Source organism: Methylobacterium sp. E-012, assembly GCF_057836545.1.
Genome location: NZ_JBYQEY010000001.1, coordinates 3,933,063 through 3,956,926 on the forward strand (window position 1 = coordinate 3,933,063; position 23,864 = coordinate 3,956,926).

Genomic DNA, 23,864 nt, shown 5'->3' on the forward strand with positions numbered 1-23,864 from the left:
CATCGAGTGCACCAAAAGTTCGCAGACTGGTACCGCCAAGCTTCGGCAGCCCCCACCGCGAGCGAACTACAGGCTAGGTCTGCCGCCGCGGAAGGCGCCGGCGATCACCTCAATAACAACGTGGTCTCCGTCATCGACCTAGTCGAGGTCGTGTTCGGGCTGGGCCGGGATGCGAAGGATGTCCGTTGGTTCGTGGATGCGATGAAGACGGCGGATCCGACGCTGCCTCTTGAGGACAACGACAACGGATTAGCCGTTCTCGCGGGATGTACTCTGGCCTTGTTGCTCGAAAGTCACAGGTCCGATTGGAGTGATCTGGCGACCGTCATCGCGGCTGCTTCGTTCCAGGGCAGTCGACGTCCGCAAACGTTGCCGTCCCTGACCGAACTGGCCAAGGCGACCATACATAGGAGGCAGGTCGACAATCGCCGAGCCGCGAAACCGAAGACCGTGAAGACCCCCGTGATCCTCACGAAGGAGCTGCGGCAATCACTGACGGCGTTGGTCGAGGAACCCTCGTCGGAGGGACTTGCGAAGGGCTTGGCCGATCTCGGGAGGAACCTCGACACCGTCCCGGCCGCGATCGAAGGTCTGCAAGCCTCCCTCGATGAACTCGTTCTACGCACAGAGCTCCAGCGCGAAGAACTCGACATGGTCTGGACGGTGTTGGGAGGATGGATACCGGCCTGGAACGGTCCGTTGAGGGACGTCAAGCGGCCAGCCGCTGGGATCGTCATTGGCCATCAGCTGGCCGATTTCACGCGTGTTTATCCAGCTCCGTTCGCGTTGGAAGCAATCATCGACCGGGCGCTCGTGCAGCACGGCGTCTCCGATCAGAGCAAGATCTCAGTCGAGGCCGCGATCGGTGCCATGCCCGAGAAGCTGTTGCAGGCTTGGTCGCTTCCGTCGCAGGACCTGGATAGATATGGCAGGGTTACGCCTCTTCTTCTGGCAATCACGAAAGCCCGCGAGGATCAGGAGAGCTGGAAGAAAGCCTTCCTTAACGCGACGGGGCTCCAGGTCGGTACGAAGCTGTCGGTTCGCGAACTTGCGCGACAAGCCTACGATGAGCGCCTGACGATCAAGCAGCTCGGTTGAGCGAATTCAGTGTCGAACGCACCTACCGTGACCGAAACCCCGAGGCTGTCATGTGCCAAGGAGGGTTGCACACTGGAGCTCGACGGCGTTTGCCTGGAGGATTTCGAGACGCCCAGCGATTGTCCGTCGGCCATCGTCCTTCCCGACGACGCCGAGGATGTCGGGGACCCGACGGACGCCCCGTCGCCGCCGCGGGCCGAGATCGAGGTCGAGGTCAGCCATGGGGAGCAGCTCAGCCTGCGGGAAGCAGGTCTTGCGATAGGCTCGCGGGAGATGAGCGTGGTTTCGTTCGTCGGGGATCACAAGGCCGGCAAGACCACCTTGCTGGCGTCCCTCATCCAGAAGTTCATGCAAGGGCCGTTCGCCGGATGTGCGTTCGCCGGCACGCGAACGCCCCGAGGGTTCGACCGCCGTTGCCACGACTCGACCGTACGCTCCGACCGAATGGTGCCCGAGACACCGCGAACTGCCCGCGGCCTTCACTTTCTGCACATGGCCTTGCTGGAGCAGGCGACGCAGTCACGCTTCGAGATATTGTTCGCGGACCGTGCGGGGGAGGAGTACGAGGAGCTCAGGCAATCCGACGACAACTTGGGTGAGTTCGTCGAGGTCAAGCGGTCGGATTTGATCCTGCTGCTGGTCGACGGCGAGAAGTTGAGCGGCACGTCGACTCGTGGCGGCGAGAGGCACAAGGCCTCCCTCACCATGGGGGCGCTCGATCAGGGGGGCCTCCTGCCTTTCGGCGTCCTCGTCATGGTCGTGCTGACCAAAATCGACCTGATGCCGACGGAGGAGGCGGAGAAGGCGGCTGCGCTGCAGGCCTTCGACGGCATCGTGGACAGGCTGAGGAATTCATACGGCACGGTGATTAGGGTGAAGGCCTTTAAGGTCGCGGCACGCGCTGTCACAGGAACGCTGCCCCTCGGCCACGGCCTCGAAGCCATCGTCGAATGCGTACTGTCGGAGTTGTCCGCACCCCTGCCACCGCCGGTGGAGGTACCCACTCTCGATCCCGGCGTCATGTCGGCGTACGATCTGTTCGGTCTGACGGTCCGGGGATAGCCGTCCATGAAACGCCAGTTGATGATCGGACTGCCTGGCTCAGGCAAGACCACCTTTCTAGCGGCGCTTTGGGCCCTCCTGAACGCCGCGGACGTCAGCACGGCGCTACAGCTTCGCCGATTGGCCGGGGATCGACGTCGGCTTGAGCGACTCGCCAACTTATGGCTGGCGGGCGGCGAAATGGGGAGGACGAAGCTCCAGCAGGAAGGTTGGGTCGAATTGATCCTGGGTCCGGCCGGAGGCGGGGCCGAAACAGTCCTTCACCTGCCCGATCTGTCCGGCGAGGGCTTCGAGGGACAATGGCGCGATCGACGATGCGCCGTCGAATACATGACGGCCGCCAGGGAAGCCGACGGGGTCCTACTGTTCATTCATCCCGTCGATTTTCTGATGCCCGGTAACTTACTTGAGATCAGGCTTCTTGCGGAAGAGCTGACGGGACCGGAGGGCTCGATCGTCGAGGCCCCGGATCCCGCTTCCCCTAAAGCGTCGGGTCCCAAACCTTACGCGCCGGACGAGGCGCCCACGCAGCTCATGCTAGTGGATCTCCTCCAGATCCTCGAAGCCGCCTCGACTCGTCGGCGTCGCCTCGCGGTGGTGATATCCGCATGGGATCTCGTGTCCGGGTTGGGACGCGACCCAGCGCGTTACCTTGCCGAGCAGATGCCGTTGTTGGATCAGTACATCCATTCGAACCCCCAGACGATCGATGCCCGTGTCTATGGGGTGAGTTGCCAAGGCTTGGATCAGTCTGACGGTGGTTACGAGGCGTCCATCGGCCTCCTTCCCCAGGAACGGATCGTCGTGACCGGCGGAGAGGGGGAGGATTACGACCTCACGGCGCTGTTGCTGTGGACGGGCGCAGATGGCTGAGGTCCGACGGCTTGCCGAGATCTTTCCCGGGACAGTCATCCAGCAATGCCTGTTCGGCTACGACCGCGGGCATCGTCTGCTCAATTCCTCGGTCGAGCTGCCTTCGGCGGCCGCACGTACGCTATTGGTGGCCAGCGACTTTCCGGTTGGAACCACGTCGAAGCACGAACGGGGGGTCCTCACGGGCTTCCCACTCGCCGAATTCGGTCTGTACGCGTTTTCCAGCACCTGGGCGGCTCCGGAGATGCCTAGGCCAGGCTGTGTCTGGACTCACACGCTACTGATCCCCTTCGCCGCCTTGGGCAGGATCCCCGATCTCGCTGTTCTCCTCAATGTTTTCCGTCGGCCACTCGCGGGGGCAACGAAGGCCAGCTACGTGCGCGGGATCCCCGAGGACACGCTACCCACGGTGGTCGACCGACGCTTCCCGATCCGTCCCGGCCGTGCCGGTAAACTACTAATGGCCCTGTACGGCGAGCCGACAAGCATCGTCGAAGTCGTGGCCGAGGACGAGGATGCGTTCCGGGAATGGACCGCGCTAGCCTGCGAGGTCTGGTCTCAGCAATGGCCGAGGTTGCGACGTTCATTTCGGATCTCGACGAGGGAAAGCGCCGACCGTTCCGGGAACCCCCAGATCTCCGACCTGCAGATCGTTCGCTTTGATGTCTCATCGCGGCACGCCCACGCCGCCGAGGTGATTGCACGGCCGGGACTTGAGAGCTTCGAACCAATCGACGCGTACCGGGGGAGGCACTTGGGGATTGACTGGGCGGATATCGCCGGGATCGATCTGCTTAGCGTCGAGCCATGCGTCCTGCGGCCGTTCCTCAAGCGCTATGGGGCCGACGCGAGCGGGGGCCGGGCCGCTTTCGCAGGCTTGGCATCGGCGTACTGCGCCCTCGTCGACCCCGATGCGAACTCGTCGGCACAGAACTTCGGTCGTGTACTCGGAAAGGAGTTCGAGGGAACGAACGAGGTCGCCAAGCTTAAGGCTGACGTGATCGGTGGTCGGATCGCTTTCCCGGCGATCAACGCTACTTCCCGCTTCGAATGGCTGATGATGATGCTCCTAGAAGTCGGGGACGTACGAAAGATCCTCAATGCCGATGTCGTATCGAAGGCACTAGGCGAAAGCTTCGACGCGCTCCCCGTGTATCGTCGTTTCGAGATCGCTAGCGATGGCTTCGCCTTCGAGGAGTTGGGTTGGACGGCCGGCGCCTTAGCGAACCTTGCCCTGGAGGCAAGCATCGACGAGGTCATCGAAGGTACCAGAGGTCGCTGGGACCTATTCTGCATATTCGCGAGGGATCGCGTCGAGTTGCTGCTCGATCCCAGGATCTCAGCCACAGAGAACGGTCGAAATGCTTTGAAAGATGCAGTTTTAAATGAATCGATAGATCCAGTTTTATTTTTGAAATTTGGATATTTCGTCGAAGATGAAGCATTAGTAAGGCACATATTTGCAAGATGCGCTTTCGTTGCAATTGATTGCGTAATCAGCGCCCTTGAACGCGCTGTGACGATTCCCAAAATATGGATCGATGCGGCTTTCGAGAACGTAGGCGACCTACTGCGTCAAATGGTCGATCGTCCCGCTGTAAATCTTTCGACAATATTACTTATCCTGGAGAGATGCGGAGCTCGGAACCCTGACGTACGAGCTTTGGGACCATCGAGTTGGGCACATTTGCTTTCTAAAGCCCGGAACAATCTCGTTGACGATGATTTCCTTCGGGCCGCGGCGCACATCCTCGCCTTGGCGATGGACCAACCGAGGAGGGGTGCCGAGGGACTCATGGCATTCTCGTTCGACCCCCTTCATGCCGCCGCAGCCCGAGACAGGATCGGAGACGCCTGGTTCGTGATCGAGCCGTTTTTACCTGATAGTTGGGATTATTGGGGATGGGATAGATGCCGACGGCTAAGAATGGGGGTTTGCAACGCTTATATTTATAACGACCTGGATCCATCAACTTTTGCGTCAATAACTAGGAGCACGAAAACATTCAAAGCTATAATCAATGAGATGAACGTGAAGTGGCAGGGCGGCGATTTTCTCCGACAGGTATTTAAATTGGAGAAAGTATCCGTGGGCAGACCTTCTAAGATGATCAAGGCGATCGAGAAGATCGTCGCGTCAAACAATACCTTTAAGCCCTGATAGACGTCGCAGCTTGGGCGGGCGCAACGCCACGCCGACGACCTCGGCGCTGTCGCCCTAACTGCGCCGCCGCCTGACCACCGAGGAGGAGGTCGCGCATGCCGCCATCCAACGTACGGCGACCGCGGCGCGGAGAAGTTCGTATCCGAGGTGTTCTGGTGGACCTACTTCAAGGGTCATTTGGAGATCCACCCCGCAGCCTGGGCGGATTACCTCGCGCGGGCCGCGGTGGGCCGGAAGCGTCTCGCTGCCGAGCCCGGTTTGCGCCGGACCTACGAGGCCGCGACCGAGGGCCGGACCGGTATCGACGGCTTCGACGATTGGGCGGTGCAACTCATCGAGGAGGGCTGGCTGCACAACTCGGCCTCAATGCGCAGGACCTTTCCCTTGACCTGGACGACGGCATGCGAGAAGGCCGACAGGTAGTCGTTGCTGACCACGCCGCCGATGGCGCCCTCGCGCCCGACCGTGGCCGTCTCGACGGTCCTGCCGTCCCGCAGCGTCACCAGCAGCGTGACGATGCTGCGATCCAACGGGAAGGTCACGTGGGAGGCGTCCTCGCCGGCCCGGAACAGGACATCGCCGCGGCGGACATCGCGCGGTTCCAGCCACCTCGCGATCAGGGCGCGGTCGCGCGGTTCCAATGCCTGCAGCAGCAGGTTGGCGTCGAGGTCGACGGGGCGTGGCTCGACCGTTCGCACGGTTGGTCCCATGGGCGAATCTTGCTTTGTCCAATAGCGGACACGAAAGGTAGCGTTTGTCCGTTGCCTGACAATCGAGACGAGTTTCCGCACGATGCCGATGGGGTTCGTCCGCGCCGTCAGGTCCGGCGTCGGGGACGGTCAGGGGGAACGCGATCACCGGTGCGCCGTCGTTCTCAGTCCTCTTCCAGGCTCGAAGGGGTGACCGGGTCCAGGCCGATCCAGCGACCGTCATGAAATCGGGCCACCCCGGCCTGGACGAGCGCGTCGCGGACGGTCGTCGTCCTCAAGTGCCTGAAGCCGTGCTCGTTAAGCAGCGCCCGAACCTCAGGTCCGTCGAGGCCGGCGTGGCCGGACCGCACCAGAGCCGTGATGACGATCGCGAGCGCACGAGTCTCCACGGCCGGGACGAGATCGGCCGTGTTGGCCAGGATCGTGACCAGCGCCCGCGCCTGACCGTCCAGCCGCTTGAGAATGCGATCGAGTGAGCCCGGCCCCAGGCCCGAGGCGGCCGGCACCACATGCTCGCCGCCCCTGGCTTCGTCACCTCCGTCCGTCCCTGGAAAAGTCCGATGCGACCGAAGGTATTCGCCCAGCGCCTCCGCATGGACGTCGCTGATCCTACGCCCGCTCTCCGCCGCCAGGACGCCGACCGCCCGCCGCAACGTGGGCGGGAGGTAGACCATCACCTTGTGCTTGGCCGCCGAGGGTGACGTCTTCGGCATCGCATCCGGTCCTTGAGCCATCGGCGATCAGCCATGACAGCATGCTGTTAAGCCACCGTTCTCCTGCATCCCGCGACAGCAAGACAGCAAGACAGCATGCTGCCTTGCTGTCTGGAACTGGGGAAGGTCGCTGAGGGTGATGCGGGACGATTACGAAGGATCGGATTTTTCGTCCACGCGCCGACTCACCGGGTAGGACGCCAACCCTGACCGCGTTGGCCGTCATCGGACGCACCGGTTCGGCAGGTTTCCACAGCCCAATGTTGCGGGGACAAATCGGGGACAAATGCGAAATCTACACTCGTAAAAAATGAGCGCTGACAACGACTTAGCGATGGTGAAAATGAGTGGCGGAGACGGAGGGATTCGATCCCGCGAGCTTGGCGTCAAACTGGTGAGACGGCTGCGAACAGACGTGGCGCGCCGTTCGCGATGAACTCTCGCCGCTTTGCGGCCAGCACCTTGGCGTAAGTCGTTTCGATCATCCGGACGCTCGTCCCACAATTCTCCGCCACCACGTTCAGCGGCACCCCCGCCTCAATCGCGCGGGATATGTAGGAGTGTCGTAGCGCGTAAAATGTGCCCGATGGATCGAGCTTCGCGGTCAGCAACGCCTTCTTCATTGGCCGTACCTGATGGCTCGCTCCCCAAGCGTTGCCGTCGACGCGCGGCAACAGTGGAGCATCCCGCTCGCGCTCACCTAATAGCTTTGAGAAGAAGGCTACCGCTTCCGCTTGCAGGATGACGATGCAGGCGCCCGTCTTGCTGCGCGGCACGTGCAGATTCTCACCCTTCGCATCGAAGTGGCGAACATTACACGCGGCAAGCTCGCCATAGCGCGCGCCTGTCAGGAACCCGGCCGTTAGTAAATCGCGAAAGCCAGCATCGTCACAACCTTCTTGCAGACGCCGGAGCTCCGTGGGCGTGAAGTGCACCTCACGAGCTCGGCCAACCTGCTGAAACGGACGGACCAGCCGCCAAGCGCTGTCGTCGGAGAGACCGTTAGTTAGGTCGCCAACGGCGTGGTTGAGCATCGCTTTGACGATGCTGAGCACCCTGTCGGCGGTGTCCTGACTTCGGCGCCGCTGCTTGGCGTCTTCACCAACCCGAACCAAGCCGTCGCGCCACGCTTCAAGTTGGCGGCGCGTTAGATTCTCAATCCGGCTCTAACCGAAGCGAGGCAGGAAGAGGCGTTCCAAACGAAGTCGGGCGTCATAAGCAGTACGTTGATTTCGGGCCTCAAACCCGGCGAGGCAGGCCCAAGAGGCAACATCGACGTCCACGGGTTTTAGGAGCACTGCGGCATTTGCGGCAATTATGACACATCCTCACTTCCTTGTGAGTTCACGGTTGCGACCGGAGATCGTTCGTTACCGTCCAACACCGCTCATTCAGAGCCACATCGTTTACATGGGTCAAGGCGTGGGTATGTCGGCAATAGCTTTGACTAAGCGCTTGATTCAAATGTGGTAAATCAGGTGCTTAGGCGGACCATCCGCTTCCGCCAAATCCGCCCCCGAGCCTGCCTGCACGGCACGACAGGGCCCCCGCGATCCCGACCGGGGTGAAGCCCTGTCGGCGTTCCGCCCGGCCCTGGAACCGTTCCGCAGGCGGGACACGTCCGGGATCTCAGGCCGTGCCGCCCTCGATCATCGCCCGGATCCGCGCCACCAGGGCTTCCATCGGGAAGGGCTTGGTGATCATCGCCATCCCGGGATCGAGGAACCCGGAGGCGCTCGCCGCGGTCTCGGCATAGCCGGTGATGAACAGCACCTTCAGGGCGCGCCGGGTCTCGCGCGCCTGATCGGCGAGCTGGCGGCCGTTCAGCCCCGGCAGGCCGACATCGGTGACGAGCAGGTCGATCCGCCCCGGGGTCTGCAGGACCCGCAGCCCGGCGGGGCCGTCCACGGCTTCGAGCACCCGGTAGCCGAGATCCTGCAGCACCTCGACGATGAGGTCGCGGACGACCTGTTCGTCCTCGACCACCAGGATCGTCTCGCCGGCCCCCCGCCGCATCTCGGCGCCGGCGACCGAGCCCGTCCGGATATCGGCGTCGCCGTGGTGCCGGGGGAGGTAGAGGGTGATCGACGTCCCCGTGCCGACCGCGCTCTCGATCCGCGCATGGCCCTCCGACTGCTTGGCGAATCCGTAGATCATGCTCAGGCCGAGCCCGGTGCCCTGACCGAGCGGCTTCGTCGTGAAGAACGGGTCGAACGCCCGGGCGATGACCTCGGGGGGCATGCCGGTGCCGGTGTCGCGGACGACGATGCGGACGTACTCGTCCGGCGGCGCGCCCGGTCGCGGGGCGGCGTCCGTGTCGGCGAGACGGCCGTTGCCGGTCTCGATCGTCAGCGTGCCCCCGTCCGGCATCGCATCGCGGGCGTTGATCGCCAGGTTGAGGATCGCGTTCTCGAGCTGGTGCGGGTCACACAGGGTCGGCCACAGCCCGGGGGCGGTCTCGATGCGCAGATCGATGGCCTCGCTGATCGTCCGGCGCAGCAGGTCGGACATGCCGACGATCAGGGCGTTGGCGTCGGTGACGCTCGGATCGAGCGGTTGCCGACGGGCGAAGGCGAGCAGTCGGTGGGTCAGCGCGGCGGCCCGGTCGGCCGAACTCATCGCCGTGTCGAGATAGCGCCCGAGGGTCTCGATCCGGCCCTGGGCGATGCGGGACCGCATCAGGTCGAGGGACCCGACGATGCCGGTGAGCAGGTTGTTGAAGTCGTGGGCGATGCCGCCGGTCAGTTGCCCGACCGCCTCCATCTTCTGCGACTGGCGCAGATCCTGTTCCATCCGTCCGCGCTCGACCGCCTCGGCGCGCAGGCGGTCGTTGGCCTCGGCGAGTTCCCGGGTCCGCGCCGCGACCTGGCGCTCCAGGTTGGCCCCGGCCGCGCGCAGCTGCCCGGCCTGGGCCTCCAGCTCGGCATACAGCGCGACCACGCCCCGGTTGGTCTCGGCGAGTTCGGCGTTCAGGCGCCGCGCCTCCTCCTCGCGCTCGGCCAGGTCGGACAGGCTGCGCAGGAGGTCGCGGTTGTGCTCGCGCAGGGTCGCGCCGGGATCCTCGGCCTGCGCCCGGGCCGCCGCGTCGGCGAGGGCGGCGAGCTTCGGGCCGGTGAACGCTTCCCCGTTCGGCGGCAGCAGCTTGCCGAAGGTGACGACCGTGCCCTGCCCGGGGGCGGACGCGATCTCGAACCGGTCCATCAGGCGGCGCGAGCCGGTGATCCCGATGCCCAGGCCGGTGCAGGAGCGGTAGCGTCCCTCCAGGATCTCGGCGAGATCGGCGATCCCCGGGCCGCGGTCGCTGATCCTGACGACGAGGAACTGCCCCTCGCGATCCTCGTCCAGGCCGTACTCGACCTTGCCGCCGCCGGCATAGCCGTAGGCATTGCGCGCGATCTCGGAGACGGCCGTGGCGATCCGCGTCTGGTCCTGGACCCCGAAGCCGATCCGGTCGCTGATCCGACGCACGCGCTGGCGCACCGCGACGATGTCGTCTTCGTGCGCGATCGGTGCGGTGAGCAGCGGCCACTTCACGCGGGCCGGTTCCGGATCACGACCACGGTCGCGTCGTCGCGGACGCGGGTGAAGTCGCGGTAGAGCACCCCCGCGATCAGGCTCGGATGCGCGCCGATCAGGCCCGGGTAGGCCTCGAGCGCCCAGGCCGTGCCGATGCCGTCCGAGCACATCACGAACAGGCCGTCCGGGTCGAGCCGGTACTCGAATTCCTGGATGCGGCGGGCGACGTGGCCGGCGGTGCCGGGCAGCGAGACCGTGCGCTTGGTCCCGCCGGCCCCGACCGCGGCGCCGGCGACGTTGCCGATGCCGGCGAAGGTCACCTGCGCCCTGTCGGGATCGTAGCGCGCCACCGAGACGGCGCCCCCGCGGGTATGCCCGAGGCCGGCATGCACGGCGGCCAGGATCGCGCCGGGCGGCGCGTCCTCGTGCTTGCGGAACAGCCGGACCGCCTGATCCGAGGCCTGGGCGGCCAGGGGACCGTGCCCCAGACCGTCGGCGACGATCGCGGTCCATCCGTCGCCCCGGCGCCGGACGCAATAGGCGTCGCCATTGGCGGTCTCGCCCTTCAGGGGCACCGTGACCGCGGCGACCGTCGCCTGCGGGGCCGCCGAGGCGGCGACGGACTTCTGGAGGCGGGCCACCACCGCGGTGCCCCGTCCGGGCCAGGATATGACGTCGAAGGCCTGCGACTGGCGCCGGACCGCGCCGAGGCCCGTGCCCGCGCTCCCGCCGGTCGAGTGGCCGTCGCGCAGGGCGTCGTCGACGTTCGGGAAGCCGGCCCCGCGATCGAGGGCGAGGAGCTCGATGCCGGTGCCGGTCTCGTCCTCGAAGGTGCCGATCAGGACCTCGCCCGCGGTGCCGTACTTGACGAGATTGGTCGCCAGCTCCGTCGCCACGATAGCGACGCGCCCGGCCGCGGTCTCGTCGAAGCCGAGGCCCTGGGCCATCGTCACGGCCCGTCGGCGCGTCTCCGCCACCTGGCTCGCCTCGGTCACGGGCACGCTGAGCATGGTCATTTCCAGCGGGCGATGGTGACGCGGGTGCCGACGCCGGGCGTCGATTCGATATGGAACTCGTTCGAGAGGCGTTTCGCTCCCCCGAGCCCCAGCCCGAGGCCGCCGCCGGTCGTGTAGTGGTCGGTCAGCGCCCGGGCGATGTCCGGGATGCCGGGGCCCTGGTCCACGAAGCTCAGGCGCAGGCCCCGGCGCGCGCCCTCCTGCATCACGTCGAGGCGGACCTCGCCGCCGCCGCCGTAATCCAGGGTGTTGCGCGCGAGTTCGCTCGCCGCGGTGATGATCTTGGTCTGATCCACGAGGCCCAGGCCGATCCCGACGGCGCGCACCCGCACGGCCTGGCGCACGCGCACGACGTCGTCGCTGGTGCGGATCGGCAGGACCTCAGTCGTCGTGACGGGCACGTGCACTCTCGAGGTCGTCGTCCTCGGCGAGCCGGTCGCGGATCATCGCCAGGCCGCGCTCGACGTTCAGCGCCGTCCGGATGCCCGTCAGCTCCAGGCCGAGTTCGACCAGGGTGATGGCGACGGCCGGGCGCATGCCCGCCACGACGGTCTCGGCGTCGAGCACCCGGGAGATGGCGGCGATGTTGTCGAGCATCCGGCCGATGAACGAATCGACGATCTCCAGCGCGGAGATCTCGATGAGCACGCCGCGCGCGCCGGTCCCGGCGATCCGGGCGGTGAGGTCCTCCTCCAGGGCCAGGGCGAGCCGGTCGTGCATGTCGACCTGGATGGTGACGATGAGCACGCCACCCAGCTTGAGGATCGGGATGCGGTCCATGGAATCGGCCGTCGATCAGGAGGCGGTCGGGGACAGGGCAGATTGCCTGCGGGTGACGATCCGGCCCGTCCGCCTCAGGGCCAGGGCGAAGGCATCGGCCAGGGTCGATTTCGAGACCACGTTCAGTTCGACGCCGAGATGGACCATGGTCTGGGCGATCTGCGGCCGGATGCCGGAGACGATGCAATCGGCGCCCATCAGGCGCGCGGCCGCGATGGCCTTCAGGAGGTGCTGGGCGACCAGGGTGTCGACGGTGGGCACCCCGGTGATGTCGATGATGGCGATCTCCGCCTCCTCGTCGACGATGGCCTGGAGGAGGTTCTCCATCACGACGCCGGTGCGGGCGCTGTCCAGGGTCCCGATCAGCGGCAGGGCGAGGATCCCGTCCCACAGCCGCACCACCGGCGTCGAGAGCTCGGCGATCTCCTGGCCCTGGCGCCCGATGACCTCCTCGCGGCCGGCGAGGAACACCTCCATGGTGTGCAGGCCGAGGGCGTCGAGGAGATGGCTCGCCGCCCAGGTGCCGCCGGTCGCGGCCGCCGGGTCGCCGCCATGGGTCCGGTCGATGGCGGCGAAGACCGGCTCCTTGAGCGAGAACACGAAATTGGCGGTATCGGTGGGCGTGAAGCCCTGGATGGCGCGCGAGCGCGAGATCTCGGACAGGGTGTCGCGCAGGGCCGCATAGGCGTCGGCCCGGACATCCGTCCCGGCGGCCGCGAGGCCGTCGCGCAGCTGCTCCAGGACCGTGCGCGCCTGCGTGTCGAGTTCCGCCTCCCGGATGCGGCCCGTCTGGAGCGAGCCGCCCGCCTTCAGGAGCGCGAGCCAGGCCGCGCGGATCCCCGCTTCCTCAGCGGCGACGGTCTGGGTCAGCGCCGCCGTTCCATCGACCGCCATGCTAGAAATCCCGCAGGTTCACCAAAGTCTTCAGACAGCCTCTACCTGAAGCGCGGCCATATCGATAGCTAATCGTTGCCCAAGCGGCCGGGGCGAGACCGTCCTGATCCGGTTTGGATACGATCGAGTGTGATCGGCGTGCGGTCTCTAGCGTGGTCGAGCGCCTGTCCCGGGCCAAGCCGGGGATCGCGGACGGGCCTCGGTCTGAGCTGCGTGCGCCGGGGCGCGGTCTCAGGTCGGGTCGCCGTAGCCGGAGAGGTCGGGCTCCCCGGAGGGGCCGCCGAACAGTTTCGCGCCCGTGCGCCGGATGGCGGGCGTGCTCGCGACCTTCAGCACCCCGTGGAGCAGGCGAATGCCGAGCCGCGTGCGGGGGTTCATCAGCTTCGGCGCGAGCGTGGGGACGCCCTGCGCCTTCGCGACGAAGGGGCGCATGACGCGCGCGTAGGCGGCGACCGCGTCGGCGACCGCGTCGGTGCGCGCCAGCTCGCCCGCCAGCACGCGGGCGCCGGTGAGCGCCAGCGTGGTCCCGATCCCCGCCAGCGGCGTCGCGCACCACGCCGCGTCGCCGGTCAGCACGACGCGGCCGGCCGACCACCGCGCCATCCGCACCTGCCGCAGGACGTCGACGTAGAAGTCGTCCGTCCCCTCCAGGCCGGCGAGGACACGCTCCGCCTGCCACCCGGCATCGGCGAAACGCGCCCGCAGGTAGGCCTTCTGCCGGGCGGCGTCCCAGCCCTGCTCCGCGCCGGGCGGCTGTCGGAGCATCAGCATCGCCCGCGTGGTGCCGTGCCGGTCCGGCCGCAGCGCGATGCCGCGCCCGCCCGTCGCGTTGAACCAGCGCCACATCCGGTCGTCGTCGGGCGTCCGGGGGATGGTGAAGTAGGCGATGGTCAGGCCCATCCACCGCGGTTCGTTCTCCCCGGGAAAGACGAGGTCCCGGGTCGCCGAACCCACGCCCTCGGCGACGATCACCGCATCGTAGCGCTCGACCCCGCCGCCCGCGAAGGTGACGGAAGCGGCCGCATCGTCCTGGTCGATGCGCGCCACGCGGTCGCCGAAGCGGAAGCGCGCCCGTTCGCGGGCCGAATCGTAGAGGAGGCAGGCCAGGTCGCCGCGGAGGATCTCCATCTCGGCGGTCGGGCCGTCGCCCGCGAACCCGGCGACGTCGAACCGGGCCACCGCCCGGCCCCGTCCGTCGACCCAGGCCGTGCCCTCCTCGCCGGTGCCGTTGTCGAGCGCGGCCCGCTCCAGGCCCATCCCGCGCAGCACCGCGCGGCCGACGCCGCGGACGTCGATGTTCTGGCCGCCGTCCCGGAAGGCGGGGGCCCGTTCGACCACCGTGACGTCGAAGCCGCTGCGGCTCAGCCACCAGGCGGCGGTGTTGCCGGCGATGCTGGCGCCGGTGATCAGGATGCGACGCGCCATGGGGAAGCGACCTCCGGGTGGGGCAACACGGCCCCGCGCAACCGGTTGCCATCGGGCGTGTCGGTCCTTCGCGCCGCCCGGACGCTGCGGCGGCGTTTCCGCGCCTCAGGCGACCGTCACCCGCACCCGGTGCCAGCAGGTGCAGAGGTAGCCCTTGTGGTTCCAGGTGTCGTCGGGGCGCGCCGGCTGGGTCTGGCCGGCCGAGTCCCAGGCCCGGACGGCGAGCTCGTGCTCCCCGGGCGGCAGGTCGAGTTCGGCCGTCCAGAAGGTCCAGGCGAACGGCGCCTCGGGGGCGTGCTCCAGGGCGGCCTGCGCCCAGCGCCGCCCGCCATCGCCGGAGACGTCGACGCGGATGACGGCCCGGTCGCCCGCCACCGCGTAGCCGCGCACCGCGTTCGGTCCGGCCCGGAGGGCCGCGCCGCGCGCCGGCTCGCAGATCGCGGCGTTGAGGGGCATCGCCTCGATGGTGTGCCCGCGGGTCGGGTCGGCGGTCTCGGCCGTCACGTCGGCCGGGTACAGCTTGTAGTCGCCGGCCTGGATCGGGTTGTCGGAGGGATGGGCCTGGACCGTGATGCGCCGGAGCCATTTGGGGCTGCGCACGCCGGCGAAGCCCGGCACCACCACCCGGACCGGGAAACCGTGCTCGGGCAGCAGGGCTTCGCCGTTCATGGCGTAGGCCAGCAGGGTTTCGGGGGCCATCGCCTTGGCGAGCGGGATCGAGACCCCGTACGGGTGCCCCTCCACCGTGTCGTGGCTCTCGAAGGCGACGTGGAGGCCCGCATCCGTGCCGATCCCGGCCCCGCGCAGGACGTCGCCGAGGCGGACGCCCGTCCAGTCGGCCGTGCCGATGGCGCCCCCGTCCCACGGATCGCCCGAAACGGGGGCAACCGCCCGCATGTCGGCGCGACGATTGCCGGCGCACTGCATCGTGGCCGTCACCGTGACCGCGGGGAAGCGGGTGCGCAGGCCGTGCAGCGTGAGGTCCAGCGCGGTGCCGACTGCGCCATCGACGATCAGGCGCCACGTGTCCGGATCGATCTCCGGCAGGTCGCCGTGGGAGCGGACGTAGAAGTCGCGGGCGGGGGTCCGGTAGGCGTCCCGCAGCCGGCCGAGGGGCGGTTCGGCATTGTAGGGCTGGTCGCCGTGGACGATCAGGCGCGCCTTGCGCTCGGACAGGCTCGACATCGGGGCTCCGGTTCGGCGGGGACAGGACGCCAACGCGCGACGCGCGCAGTCGCTCAACCCGCGCCGGCCCGGATGCGAGCGGTGGATCGCGGCGGATCCCGGTGAGGGCCACCGGATCGGATGCGCGTTAAAACCCCTTAGAATCCCTGGCCCACACAGATCCGGGCGGAGGTGGCGGAGCGCCGCGGATCCGCGCGTGCCGGACATCGGCTGCGCCGCGCTCTCGACAGTCCGGACCGATGACTTCATGTTCGTCATTATCCGAAGGGTTAGCTGCAGTGAAATTGGCGATCGTGACGGTTCAGAACGGTGACTTTCCCGGCCGGTTACTCCGATGGGCCGCTCCCGTGCCGGGGGTTCCTGGCCCGCGCCGGCCCGTAGGCCCCGCGCCGTCCGCCGGCCGCCTTCCCTGAGGCCGGCCATGCTGGACACCCTCGTCACGCTCTTCCCGCCCGGTCTCCGCGCGGCGCTGCGCGCCACGGCGGCGCCCTTGGTGGCTCTTTGGCCGGCCCGGCGACCCGGCGGCTCCGTCCCCCTGGCGGGCCGCGACCCGAAGCCCGCGGCGATGCGGCCCCTCCGCCCGCCGGTCGCCACGAACGACAACCCGCTCCTGGCCGTCCACGAGGCCGTGGAGCGGGATCTGCGCGCCAGCGGCCACCTGCGCTGAGGCCGTCACCGCCCGGCCGGGGCGGGACGGTCGGCCGCCCCGGCCTCGATCCAGTGGCAGGCCGTGGTGCTCCGCAGCGCGGCGCAGTCGTAGCTCCGGCCGCCCAGGGCGACCCGGTCGGCGATGCCGGTGATGTCGGCGCGGGGCAGTGCGGCGCAGCCGAGATGGTCCGCCTTCGGATCGGCGAGCTGCACGGCCGCCGCCTGCGCGCCGCCACGCATCAGCATCCGGTAATTGGCCAGCGACGGGCAGCCGATCACCGGTGGCCCGGCCCGCCGCTCGGGGGCGGCCCGGCCCGGGGCCCGGCCCGCCGGCTCGCCCGAGGCCGGCAGCGCCGACAGGGCGAGCGCGACGAGTGCCATGCGGAGACGGAAGCGTGTCATGGGCCGCTCCTAGCATGACGCCCCGGCGATTTCGCGGCCGTCGCCGGGGAGGCCTGCGGCGGCGGCAGGGCTCGGATGCGGCGTTTCAGGCTTGACCGGACGCCCGCCATTTGCGAGCGCCGCGGATGAGCGTGGAGGAGTGGCCATGGCGACGGCGATCGACAGCGACCAGAAGCTGCACTTGGTCTTCGGCGGCGAGTTGCAGGATCTCGACGGCATCCGCTTCCGGGACATCGCGAACCTCGACATCGTCGGGATCTTTCCGGACTACGCCTCGGCGCAGGCCGCATGGCGCGCCAAGGCGCAGGCCACCGTCGACAGCGCCCAGACGCGCTACTTCGTGGTCCACCTGCACCGGCTGCTGGAACCCCCGGTCGCCTGAGCGGCCTGTGCGCACATCCGTAAGGACTGCGTGAAGGCATTGTGACACTTCCGGCCCGCTGCTAAGAGCCTCGCCCGTCATCGCATCGTTCCGGCCCATCACGGGACCGGTCATCGGAGCGCGGCGGGCAGCCCGGCCGCGAGTGAGCGGCCGCCCATGAAATCCTCCATCAAGATCGTCGCCGGGAATGCCAGCCGGCCCCTGGCCGAGGCGATCGCGGCCTATCTCGAGCTGCCGCTCGCCAAATGCATGGTGCGGCGCTTCGCCGACATGGAGATCTTCGTCGAGCTGCAGGAGAACGTGCGCGGCGAGGACGTGTTCATCGTCCAGTCGACCTCGTTCCCGGCCAACGACCACCTGATGGAATTGCTGATCATGATCGACGCCGCGCGCCGGTCCTCGGCCCGGCGCATCACGGCGGTGATCCCCTATTTCGGCTACGCGCGGCAGGACCGGCGCACCTCGGGCCGCACCCCGATCTCGGCCAAGCTGGTGGCCAACCTGATCACCGAGGCCGGGGCCGACCGGGTCCTGACCCTCGACCTCCATGCCGGCCAGATCCAGGGCTTCTTCGACATCCCCACCGACAACCTGTTCTCCGCCCCCGTGATGGTGCGCGACATCAAGGAGCGGCTGCCGAGCGCCGACCGCATGGTGGTCTCCCCCGACGTCGGCGGCGTCGTGCGGGCACGCGCCATCGCCAAGCGGATCGACTGCCCGCTCGCCATCGTCGACAAGCGCCGGGAGCGCCCGGGCGAGTCCGAGGTGATGAACATCATCGGCGAGGTCGAGGGCCGCTCCTGCATCCTGGTCGACGACATCGTCGATTCGGGCGGCACCCTGGTCAACGCCGCCGAGGCGCTGCTCAACGCCGGCGCCAGGGACGTCTCGGCCTACATCACCCACGGCGTGCTCTCGGGGGGGGCGGTCTCGCGCATCGCCGCCTCGCGGATGAAGGAGCTGGTGATCACCGATTCGATCCAGCCGACCCAGGCCGTCAAGCTCGCCCGCAACATCCGGGTGGCGACCATCGCGCCGCTCCTCGGCGAGGCGATCGGCCGGACCGCGACGGAATCCAGCGTCTCCAGCCTGTTCGACTGAGCGCGGCCCCCGGAAACTGAGCCGCAGTCCCGTCCGGGCGGGAGGGCCCTATCTGGCCGGTTCGGCACTCTCTTCGGTCTGGGAGCGGACACTGGGTCGGGCGCGCATCATCGGCATCCACGGGCTCGCCAACAAGCCGCCGCGCGACGAGAAGGCGGCGTGGTGGCACGCCGCGATGCGCGAGGGGCTCGCCCGCAATCTCGGGCTGCAGGTGCCCGAGGCCGGCCTGCCCTTCCGCTTCGTCTACTGGGCGGACCTGCGCTACCCGCAGCCGCTGACCGGCGCGGGCAACCGCGAGCCCTACCGCCCCGATCACGGCCTCGGCCCGTTCCCCTCGCCGGCGGGGGATCCGGCCAGCGCCGCGCCGACGCTCACCGACCGGATCTACCGCGGCCTCTCGCACCTGCAGGAGGCCACCGGGCTGACCCCGGTGGACGACCTGATCCTGGAATACCGCCTCGACGACCTCTGGGGCTACTATGCGGACGCGGCGTTCCGGGCCTCCGCCCGGGAGCGCCTGCGCGTCGCCCTGGCCGAGGCCGCGGGGGAGGACGTCCTGATCGCCGCGCACTCGATGGGCGGCCTGATCGCCTACGACGTGCTGCGCGCCGCCGAGGCCGACGGGACCCCCCTGCCCCGCTGCACCCTGGTCACCCTCGGCTCGCCCCTGGGGCTGGCCGAGCTGAAGCTGAAGCTCGCCGACGAGCACGGCGCCCTGCGCGTCCCGGCCGCGCTGACCGCCTGGACCAACCTGATGGACCGCCAGGACATCGCCACGGTGGGCGACGATCTCGGGGCGATCTGCGCGCCGAACGCCGCCGGCGTGCGGGTCCGGGACGTGCCGGTGATCAACGCCTACCGGGGGCCGGACGGGACCGAGAACCGGCACAAATCCTACGGCTACCTGCGGACGCCGGAATTCTCGAAGGCCGTGGCCGGGTTCCTGGCGGCGTCCCCGGCGGAGCGCGGCTGATCGGGCCGCCGTGCCGGCCGCGCGGACCGCCGTCCGGGAAAAAGAGGAGGCGCCCGGGCGTGGCCGTCAGCGGAGCGCGGCGGCGGGGCCTTGCGCGCACCGGCGCGAGGCTGTCCACTCGCCGCCAACGAAGCCCGGCGCCCGATACGAACCGGCCGGGCCGCAGGGAGGATCGATATGGTGCGCGCGTCGCGGACGGGCTCGTTTCGGCTGGGTCGCCGCCGCCTCCTCGGGGTGGGGCCGGCCGCCCTCCTGCTGGCCGGGCTGGCGCTCGTCGCCCCCGCCCGGGCCGAGGATGCCAGGGTCCGGATCAGCCGGCAGCCGGGCTTCGTCTACCTTCCCGCCGTGCTCGCCGAGCAGCACAAGCTCATCGAGAAGCACGCCAGGGCGGCCGGCCTCGGGGACGTGACGGTGGACTGGGTCAACCTGACGAGCGGCGCCGCCGGCAACGACGCCTTGCTCTCGGGCAACATCGACATCGTCGACAGCGGCTCCACCAACATGCTGCTCCTGAACGACCGGACCCGGGGCGACGTGAAGGGCCTGTGCGGCGTCGGCTCGACGCCGATGCTGCTGCTCACCCGCGATCCGGACGTGAAGACGGTCAAGGATTTCTCCGGCAAGGACAAGATCGCCCTGCCCTCCGTGAAGGTCTCGTCGCAGGCGGTGCTGCTCCAGATCGCCGCCACGAAGGCCTTCGGGCCCGAGAACGCAACCAAGCTCGACCCGCTCACCGTCCAGCTCGGCCATCCCGACGCGGTGGCGGCGCTGGCCAGCCCCCGCAACGAGGTCAACAGCCACTTCTCCCTGCCGCCGTTCCAGCAGCGCGAATTGCAGGATCCGGCGATCCACGTGGTGCTGAACTCCTACGAGCTGGTCGGCGAGCCGGTGAGCAACGCGATCTTCTACGCCCGGACCGGCTGGTACACCCGCAATCCGAAGCTCGCCGCCGCGATCGTGGCCGCCATCGACGAGGCCAATGCCGAGATCGCCAGGGACCCGCTCCAGGCGGCCAAGGACTACGTGGCGGCCACCAACGAGAAGACGCCGCCCGAGACCCTGGTGGCGATCATGAAGGAGCCCGGGACCAACTTCTCGACCACCCCCTACGGCATCATGCTCCAGGCCCGGCACTTCTACGCGATGAAGACCATCAAGGCCGAGCCCAAGGACTGGAAGGACACGTTCTTCCCGATCGTCCACGGGCTGCCGGGGAAGTAGCCCCCGGCGCCGCATCCGCCCGTCAGTGCGCCTCGACGGGCCCGGCGGCGCGCTGGGGCCTCTTGAGGATCGCCACCACCGCGAGGCTCGCCACGAGGCTCACCCCCACCAGCCAGAACCCGTCCGCATAGGCCATGACATAGGCCTCGCGGCGGACCTGGGCGGCGAGCTGACCCAGGGCGACGCCCTTGGCGGCCAGCGGGTCGGCGATCCGGGCGTGCATCCCGGCGGCGAGCGCCGCGAGCCGGTCCTGGGTCCGGGTCGCGTTGACGGTGATCGCCTCCGCCAGCACCGAGAAGTGGAAATGCTCGCGCCGGTCGATCATGGTCGACAGGAGGGCGATCCCGATCGAGCCGCCGAGGTTGCGCATCATGTTGGACAACGCCGAGGCGTCGGCGGTGTCGCGCGGGCTCAGGCCCACGGTGGAGAGCTGCGAGAGCGGAATCGTGAACAGCGGCTGGCCGATGGCCCGCATCACCTGCGGCAGGATCAGCTGGTCGGCGCCGACATCGTGGGTCAGGCCGACATTGATCCAGCAGCTCGCGATGAAGAACAGCGTGCCGGTGACCACGAGGAGCCGCGCGTCCACGGCGCGCATGAGCAGGGGCATCATCGGGAACAGGACCAGCTGCGGCAGGCCCGACCACATCACCACGGTGCCGATCTGCTCGGCGTTGTAGCCCTGGATCTGCGCGCAGTAGACCGGGATGATGTAGATCGACCCGTAGGACACCGCCCCGAGCACGGTCATCAGCACGCAGGCGCCCCCGACCGAGCGGCTGGCCAGCACCCGCAGGTTGATAAAGGGCCGCGCCGCCGTCAATTCGCGGACGATGAACCCGGCGATGCCGGCCGCCGCCAGCCCGCTCGCCTCGACGATGACGGGGGAGCCGAACCAGTCCTTGCGCTGGCCCTCCTCCAGGACGAAGGTCAGGGCCGGCAGCCCGGTCGCCATCAGGCCGATGCCGATCCAGTCGCCCTTGAGCAACTCGCCCCAGCGGGCCGGGGCCTTCTCGAAGGCGCCGAGCTGGATCGCCGCCGCGATCGGCCCGAAGATCAGGTTCAGGTAGAAGATGTAGTGCCAGGACAGGTTGTCGGTGAGCCAGCCGCCCACCGTCGGGCCGATCGCCGGCGCGAAGGTCGCGGTCAGGCCGAACAGGGCGATGCCGACCGCCTGCTGGCCCTTCGGCAGGCGGGTGCGCACGATCACGATGGCGGTGGGGATCAGCACGCCCCCGGTGAAGCCCTGGCCGGCCCGGAACAGGATCATCTGGCTTAGGGACGTCGAGAGCGCGCAGGCCAGCGAGAAGGCGGTGAACAGCATCGTGTTCACCGCGAGGTAGCGGCGCAGGCCGATCACCGAGGACAGCCAGCCGGTGAGCGGGATCACGATGATCTCGGCCATCAGGTAGGCGGTGGAGATCCAGCTCCCCTCCTCGGTGGAGGCGCCGAGCGCCCCCTGGATGTCGGCGAGCGAGGCGTTGGTGATCTGGATGTCGAGGATCGCCGTGAAGGCGCCGAGGATCGCGCCGAACACGGCGAGCCAGTCCCGGAGGCTCGCCTTCTCGGAAACCGCCACGGGCGGCACGGCGCTCATCGGGGCAGGGCCTCGCTGACCAGCGCCGCCGGGGCGGGCTTCGGCCGGCCCAGGGCCGGCTCGACCGGATCGGCCGTGTGGACCGTGGCCTCCACCGACAGGCCGGGGCGCAGGCGGGCGACCAGCGGGTCCGTGGGATCGAGGGCGATGCGCACGGGCACCCGCTGCACCACCTTGGTGAAGTTGCCGGTGGCGTTCTCCGGCGGCAGCAGGGCGAACTGGGCGCCGGTGCCCGGGGAGAAGCTCTCGATCCGGCCCTGGAATTCGTGGTCCCCGAAGGCATCCACCGTGAACGTCACGCGCTGGCCCTCGACCATGTGGCCGGTCTGGGTCTCCTTGAAGTTCGCCACGCAGTAGATGTCCCGGCCCATCGGCACGAGGGTCAGGAGGCCGGTGCCGGCCGAGACGACCTGGCCGACCCGCAGCGCCCGGTCGCCGGCGACGCCGTCGATCGGGGCGGTGACGGTGGTGTAGCTCAGGTCGAGCGTCACCCCCTCGACCTTGGCCTGCGCTCCGGCGAGGCTCGCCCGGGTGCTGGCTTCGAGCGCCTTCAGGCTGTCGATCTGCTTCTCCGCCGCGTCGAGGGAGGCGGCGGCCTTGTCGCGGGCGGCGTGGCGCTGGCGCAGGTCGGCATCCGCCTGCTGCTGGCGCTGGACCGTGCCCGAGCCGGTCTGCAGCAGGTTCTGGTAGCGGGTGTATTCCTGCTGCGAGAAGGTCAGCGCGGCCTCGGCATTGGCGAGATCGGCCCGCGACGAGGCGACCTGCGCCCGCTGCTGGATGATGGCCGAGGCGACGCCCAGGATCTGCGCCTTGTCCTTCTCGACCTCGGCCTCGGCCTGCTTGAGCTGGACCCGGTAGGACCGGTCGTCGAGGCGGGCGATCACGGCGCCGGCCTTCACCGGCTGGTTGTCGCCGACCATCACCTCCGCGACGATGCCGGCGACGCGTGGCGCCACCGTGACCTTGTCGGACTGCAGATAGGCGTCGTCGGTGGTCTCGAGGAAGCGCCCGATGGTCCACCAGTGCCAGCCGTAGCTCCCCGCCCCGCCGAGGGCGAGCAGCCCGACCAGGGGCAGGACGACCCGCGCCCGGCCGCGCCGCGGCTTCACCGCGGGGGTCGGGACAGGCGCCGCGCCGCCCGCGACGGGCGCCGTGCCGCCCGCAACTGGGTCGGCGCTCTTGAAGCTGTCGCTGCGACGTGCGTCCATCAGGTCTGGCCAGAATTAAAACGGTACGGTATCGTTTTGATAATCCGAACGACGCTGTCAGGCAAGGAGGATCGCGGGTGACGGTCACGGAGATCGAGGGGGCGGAGGCCGGGCCGCGGCGGGGCGGCCGGCCGACCCGCGCGGAGGCGACCCGGCGCGAGGCGCACCTGATCGCCGTGGCGACGGCTCTGTTCCTGGAGCGGGGCTTCGACGCCACCTCCATCGACGCGGTGGCCGAGGCCGCCGGGATGAGCAAGCCGACCGTCTACGCCCGCTACCGCGACAAGCGGGCCCTGTTCGAGGCGGTGCTGCGCGAGCGGATCGCCGCCTGGCTGGCGCCCCTGGCGGCGGCCGCCGAGGCGCAGGCGGCCCAGGCCGGGACCGACGATGTCGAGGCGACCCTGCACGATCTGAGCCGCACCCTGCTGGCCCACGGGCAGTCGCCGGGGGCGGCGATGCTCAAGCGCAACCTCGTGGCCCAGGCCCTGCAGTTCCCCGAGCTTGCCCGCCTCGCCCACGAGGAGGGCTGGCTGCGCGGCGTGCGCGCGGTGGCGCAGCTCCTCGACGCCCTCGCCCGGCGCGGGCGGATCGCGGTGGCGGACCCTGAGATCGCCGCCGACCTGTTCCTCAGCCTCGTCCTCGGCCGGTCGTCCCAGGCGTCCCTCTACGGCATCGCCACCGACCCGGAGACGCAGGAGCGGCGGCGGCGGGCGGCGGTGCGGCTGTTCCTCGACGGGGTGCGCCCGCGCTGACCGGCGGCCGGCGCCGGAATGTTGTTGGGTGGCCCGGGCCGCGCTATGTTCGGGAGTGGGACCGGCGGCGGCTACCGCTGGCCCCTGGCAATTACCCGTTAGGGTATAGCCAACTCAAGAAGATCGGGTGGATGGCGAGTCGGA

23 protein-coding genes are annotated in these 23,864 nt (G+C 68.8%); 10 read left to right on the forward strand and 13 right to left on the reverse strand.

The features are described from left to right. Positions 1-6 precede the first annotated feature (6 nt). The 4 genes from AC3IF1_RS19005 to AC3IF1_RS19020 are packed head-to-tail and all read left to right on the forward strand — an operon-like array spanning position 7 to position 5,194. Positions 7-1,098: a GTPase-associated system all-helical protein GASH gene (locus tag AC3IF1_RS19005; RefSeq protein WP_489218868.1), complete on the forward strand. Its 1,092-nt coding sequence runs from the start codon at positions 7-9 to the stop codon at positions 1,096-1,098. Positions 1,099-1,125: 27 nt separating this feature from the next. Continuing rightward, positions 1,126-2,160: a TRAFAC clade GTPase domain-containing protein gene (locus AC3IF1_RS19010; protein ID WP_489218869.1), complete on the forward strand. Its 1,035-nt coding sequence runs from the start codon at positions 1,126-1,128 to the stop codon at positions 2,158-2,160. Positions 2,161-2,166: 6 nt separating this feature from the next. After that, a complete protein-coding gene (locus AC3IF1_RS19015; protein WP_489218870.1) occupies positions 2,167-3,033 on the forward strand; it encodes a TRAFAC clade GTPase domain-containing protein in 867 nt (288 codons plus the stop codon). Beyond that, entirely contained in the window at positions 3,026-5,194 is a 2,169-nt protein-coding gene (locus tag AC3IF1_RS19020) for a GAP1-N1 domain-containing protein (protein ID WP_489218871.1), read from the forward strand. The genes AC3IF1_RS19015 and AC3IF1_RS19020 overlap by 8 nt, the downstream gene beginning before the upstream one ends. Positions 5,195-5,466: 272 nt before the next feature. Here AC3IF1_RS19020 and AC3IF1_RS19025 read toward each other — a convergent pair whose 3' ends face one another. The 10 genes from AC3IF1_RS19025 to AC3IF1_RS19070 form a co-directional block, all read right to left on the reverse strand. Beyond that, positions 5,467-5,895, reverse strand: a complete 429-nt coding sequence (locus AC3IF1_RS19025) for a cyclic nucleotide-binding domain-containing protein (protein ID WP_489218872.1) — start codon at positions 5,893-5,895, stop codon at positions 5,467-5,469. Between the two features lie 176 nt (positions 5,896-6,071). Next, positions 6,072-6,620 (reverse strand): hypothetical protein, encoded by a 549-nt coding sequence (locus tag AC3IF1_RS19030; RefSeq protein WP_489218873.1) that lies wholly within the window; start codon positions 6,618-6,620, stop codon positions 6,072-6,074. Positions 6,621-7,006: 386 nt separating this feature from the next. Beyond that, positions 7,007-7,675, reverse strand: coding sequence for a tyrosine-type recombinase/integrase (locus AC3IF1_RS19035; RefSeq protein ID WP_489218874.1), 669 nt, complete (start codon positions 7,673-7,675; stop codon positions 7,007-7,009). 574 nt (positions 7,676-8,249) lie between these two features. Next, entirely contained in the window at positions 8,250-10,154 is a 1,905-nt protein-coding gene (locus AC3IF1_RS19040; RefSeq protein ID WP_489218875.1) for an ATP-binding protein, read from the reverse strand. After that, complete coding sequence (locus AC3IF1_RS19045) at positions 10,151-11,146, reverse strand: SpoIIE family protein phosphatase (protein WP_489218876.1); 996 nt, start codon at positions 11,144-11,146, stop codon at positions 10,151-10,153. The genes AC3IF1_RS19040 and AC3IF1_RS19045 overlap by 4 nt, the downstream gene beginning before the upstream one ends. A gap of 2 nt (positions 11,147-11,148) precedes the next feature. Continuing rightward, positions 11,149-11,553 (reverse strand): anti-sigma regulatory factor, encoded by a 405-nt coding sequence (locus AC3IF1_RS19050; protein WP_243970951.1) that lies wholly within the window; start codon positions 11,551-11,553, stop codon positions 11,149-11,151. Beyond that, positions 11,534-11,932: an STAS domain-containing protein gene (locus AC3IF1_RS19055; RefSeq protein WP_243970952.1), complete on the reverse strand. Its 399-nt coding sequence runs from the start codon at positions 11,930-11,932 to the stop codon at positions 11,534-11,536. The genes AC3IF1_RS19050 and AC3IF1_RS19055 overlap by 20 nt, the downstream gene beginning before the upstream one ends. Positions 11,933-11,947: 15 nt before the next feature. Then, the gene (locus AC3IF1_RS19060; protein ID WP_489218877.1) at positions 11,948-12,826 is read right to left on the reverse strand and encodes an STAS domain-containing protein; all 879 of its coding nucleotides are present in this window, start codon (positions 12,824-12,826) and stop codon (positions 11,948-11,950) included. A gap of 231 nt (positions 12,827-13,057) precedes the next feature. Beyond that, positions 13,058-14,251: an FAD-dependent monooxygenase gene (locus AC3IF1_RS19065; protein WP_489218878.1), complete on the reverse strand. Its 1,194-nt coding sequence runs from the start codon at positions 14,249-14,251 to the stop codon at positions 13,058-13,060. Positions 14,252-14,356: 105 nt separating this feature from the next. Then, positions 14,357-15,436: a molybdopterin-dependent oxidoreductase gene (locus AC3IF1_RS19070; RefSeq protein WP_489218879.1), complete on the reverse strand. Its 1,080-nt coding sequence runs from the start codon at positions 15,434-15,436 to the stop codon at positions 14,357-14,359. A gap of 421 nt (positions 15,437-15,857) precedes the next feature. Between AC3IF1_RS19070 and AC3IF1_RS19075 the strand changes: the two genes are divergently transcribed. Continuing rightward, on the forward strand, positions 15,858-16,103 hold the full coding sequence (locus AC3IF1_RS19075) for a hypothetical protein (protein ID WP_489218880.1): 246 nt from the start codon (positions 15,858-15,860) through the stop codon (positions 16,101-16,103). A 5-nt stretch (positions 16,104-16,108) separates the two neighbouring features. Here AC3IF1_RS19075 and AC3IF1_RS19080 read toward each other — a convergent pair whose 3' ends face one another. Next, positions 16,109-16,486 carry a hypothetical protein gene (locus tag AC3IF1_RS19080; protein ID WP_489218881.1) on the reverse strand — a complete coding sequence of 126 codons (378 nt, stop codon included), beginning with the start codon at positions 16,484-16,486 and terminating at the stop codon, positions 16,109-16,111. A gap of 145 nt (positions 16,487-16,631) precedes the next feature. On the opposite strand from AC3IF1_RS19080, the gene AC3IF1_RS19085 reads away from it, so the two are divergent. From AC3IF1_RS19085 to AC3IF1_RS19100, 4 genes are all read left to right on the forward strand, one after another. Continuing rightward, positions 16,632-16,868: a DUF4170 domain-containing protein gene (locus AC3IF1_RS19085; protein ID WP_243970963.1), complete on the forward strand. Its 237-nt coding sequence runs from the start codon at positions 16,632-16,634 to the stop codon at positions 16,866-16,868. A 156-nt stretch (positions 16,869-17,024) separates the two neighbouring features. Beyond that, positions 17,025-17,969: a ribose-phosphate pyrophosphokinase gene (locus AC3IF1_RS19090; protein ID WP_243970965.1), complete on the forward strand. Its 945-nt coding sequence runs from the start codon at positions 17,025-17,027 to the stop codon at positions 17,967-17,969. Between the two features lie 175 nt (positions 17,970-18,144). Further along, on the forward strand, positions 18,145-18,942 hold the full coding sequence (locus tag AC3IF1_RS19095; protein WP_409564853.1) for a hypothetical protein: 798 nt from the start codon (positions 18,145-18,147) through the stop codon (positions 18,940-18,942). A gap of 177 nt (positions 18,943-19,119) precedes the next feature. Beyond that, on the forward strand, positions 19,120-20,163 hold the full coding sequence (locus tag AC3IF1_RS19100) for an ABC transporter substrate-binding protein (RefSeq protein WP_243970966.1): 1,044 nt from the start codon (positions 19,120-19,122) through the stop codon (positions 20,161-20,163). Between the two features lie 22 nt (positions 20,164-20,185). On the opposite strand, the gene AC3IF1_RS19105 is transcribed toward AC3IF1_RS19100, so the two are convergent. Continuing rightward, entirely contained in the window at positions 20,186-21,760 is a 1,575-nt protein-coding gene (locus AC3IF1_RS19105) for a DHA2 family efflux MFS transporter permease subunit (RefSeq protein ID WP_489218882.1), read from the reverse strand. Beyond that, the gene (locus AC3IF1_RS19110) at positions 21,757-22,968 is read right to left on the reverse strand and encodes an HlyD family secretion protein (RefSeq protein ID WP_489218883.1); all 1,212 of its coding nucleotides are present in this window, start codon (positions 22,966-22,968) and stop codon (positions 21,757-21,759) included. Before AC3IF1_RS19110 ends, AC3IF1_RS19105 begins: the two co-directional genes overlap by 4 nt. Positions 22,969-23,045: 77 nt before the next feature. Between AC3IF1_RS19110 and AC3IF1_RS19115 the strand changes: the two genes are divergently transcribed. Continuing rightward, positions 23,046-23,720 (forward strand): TetR/AcrR family transcriptional regulator, encoded by a 675-nt coding sequence (locus AC3IF1_RS19115; RefSeq protein WP_489218884.1) that lies wholly within the window; start codon positions 23,046-23,048, stop codon positions 23,718-23,720. Positions 23,721-23,864: the final 144 nt, after the last annotated feature.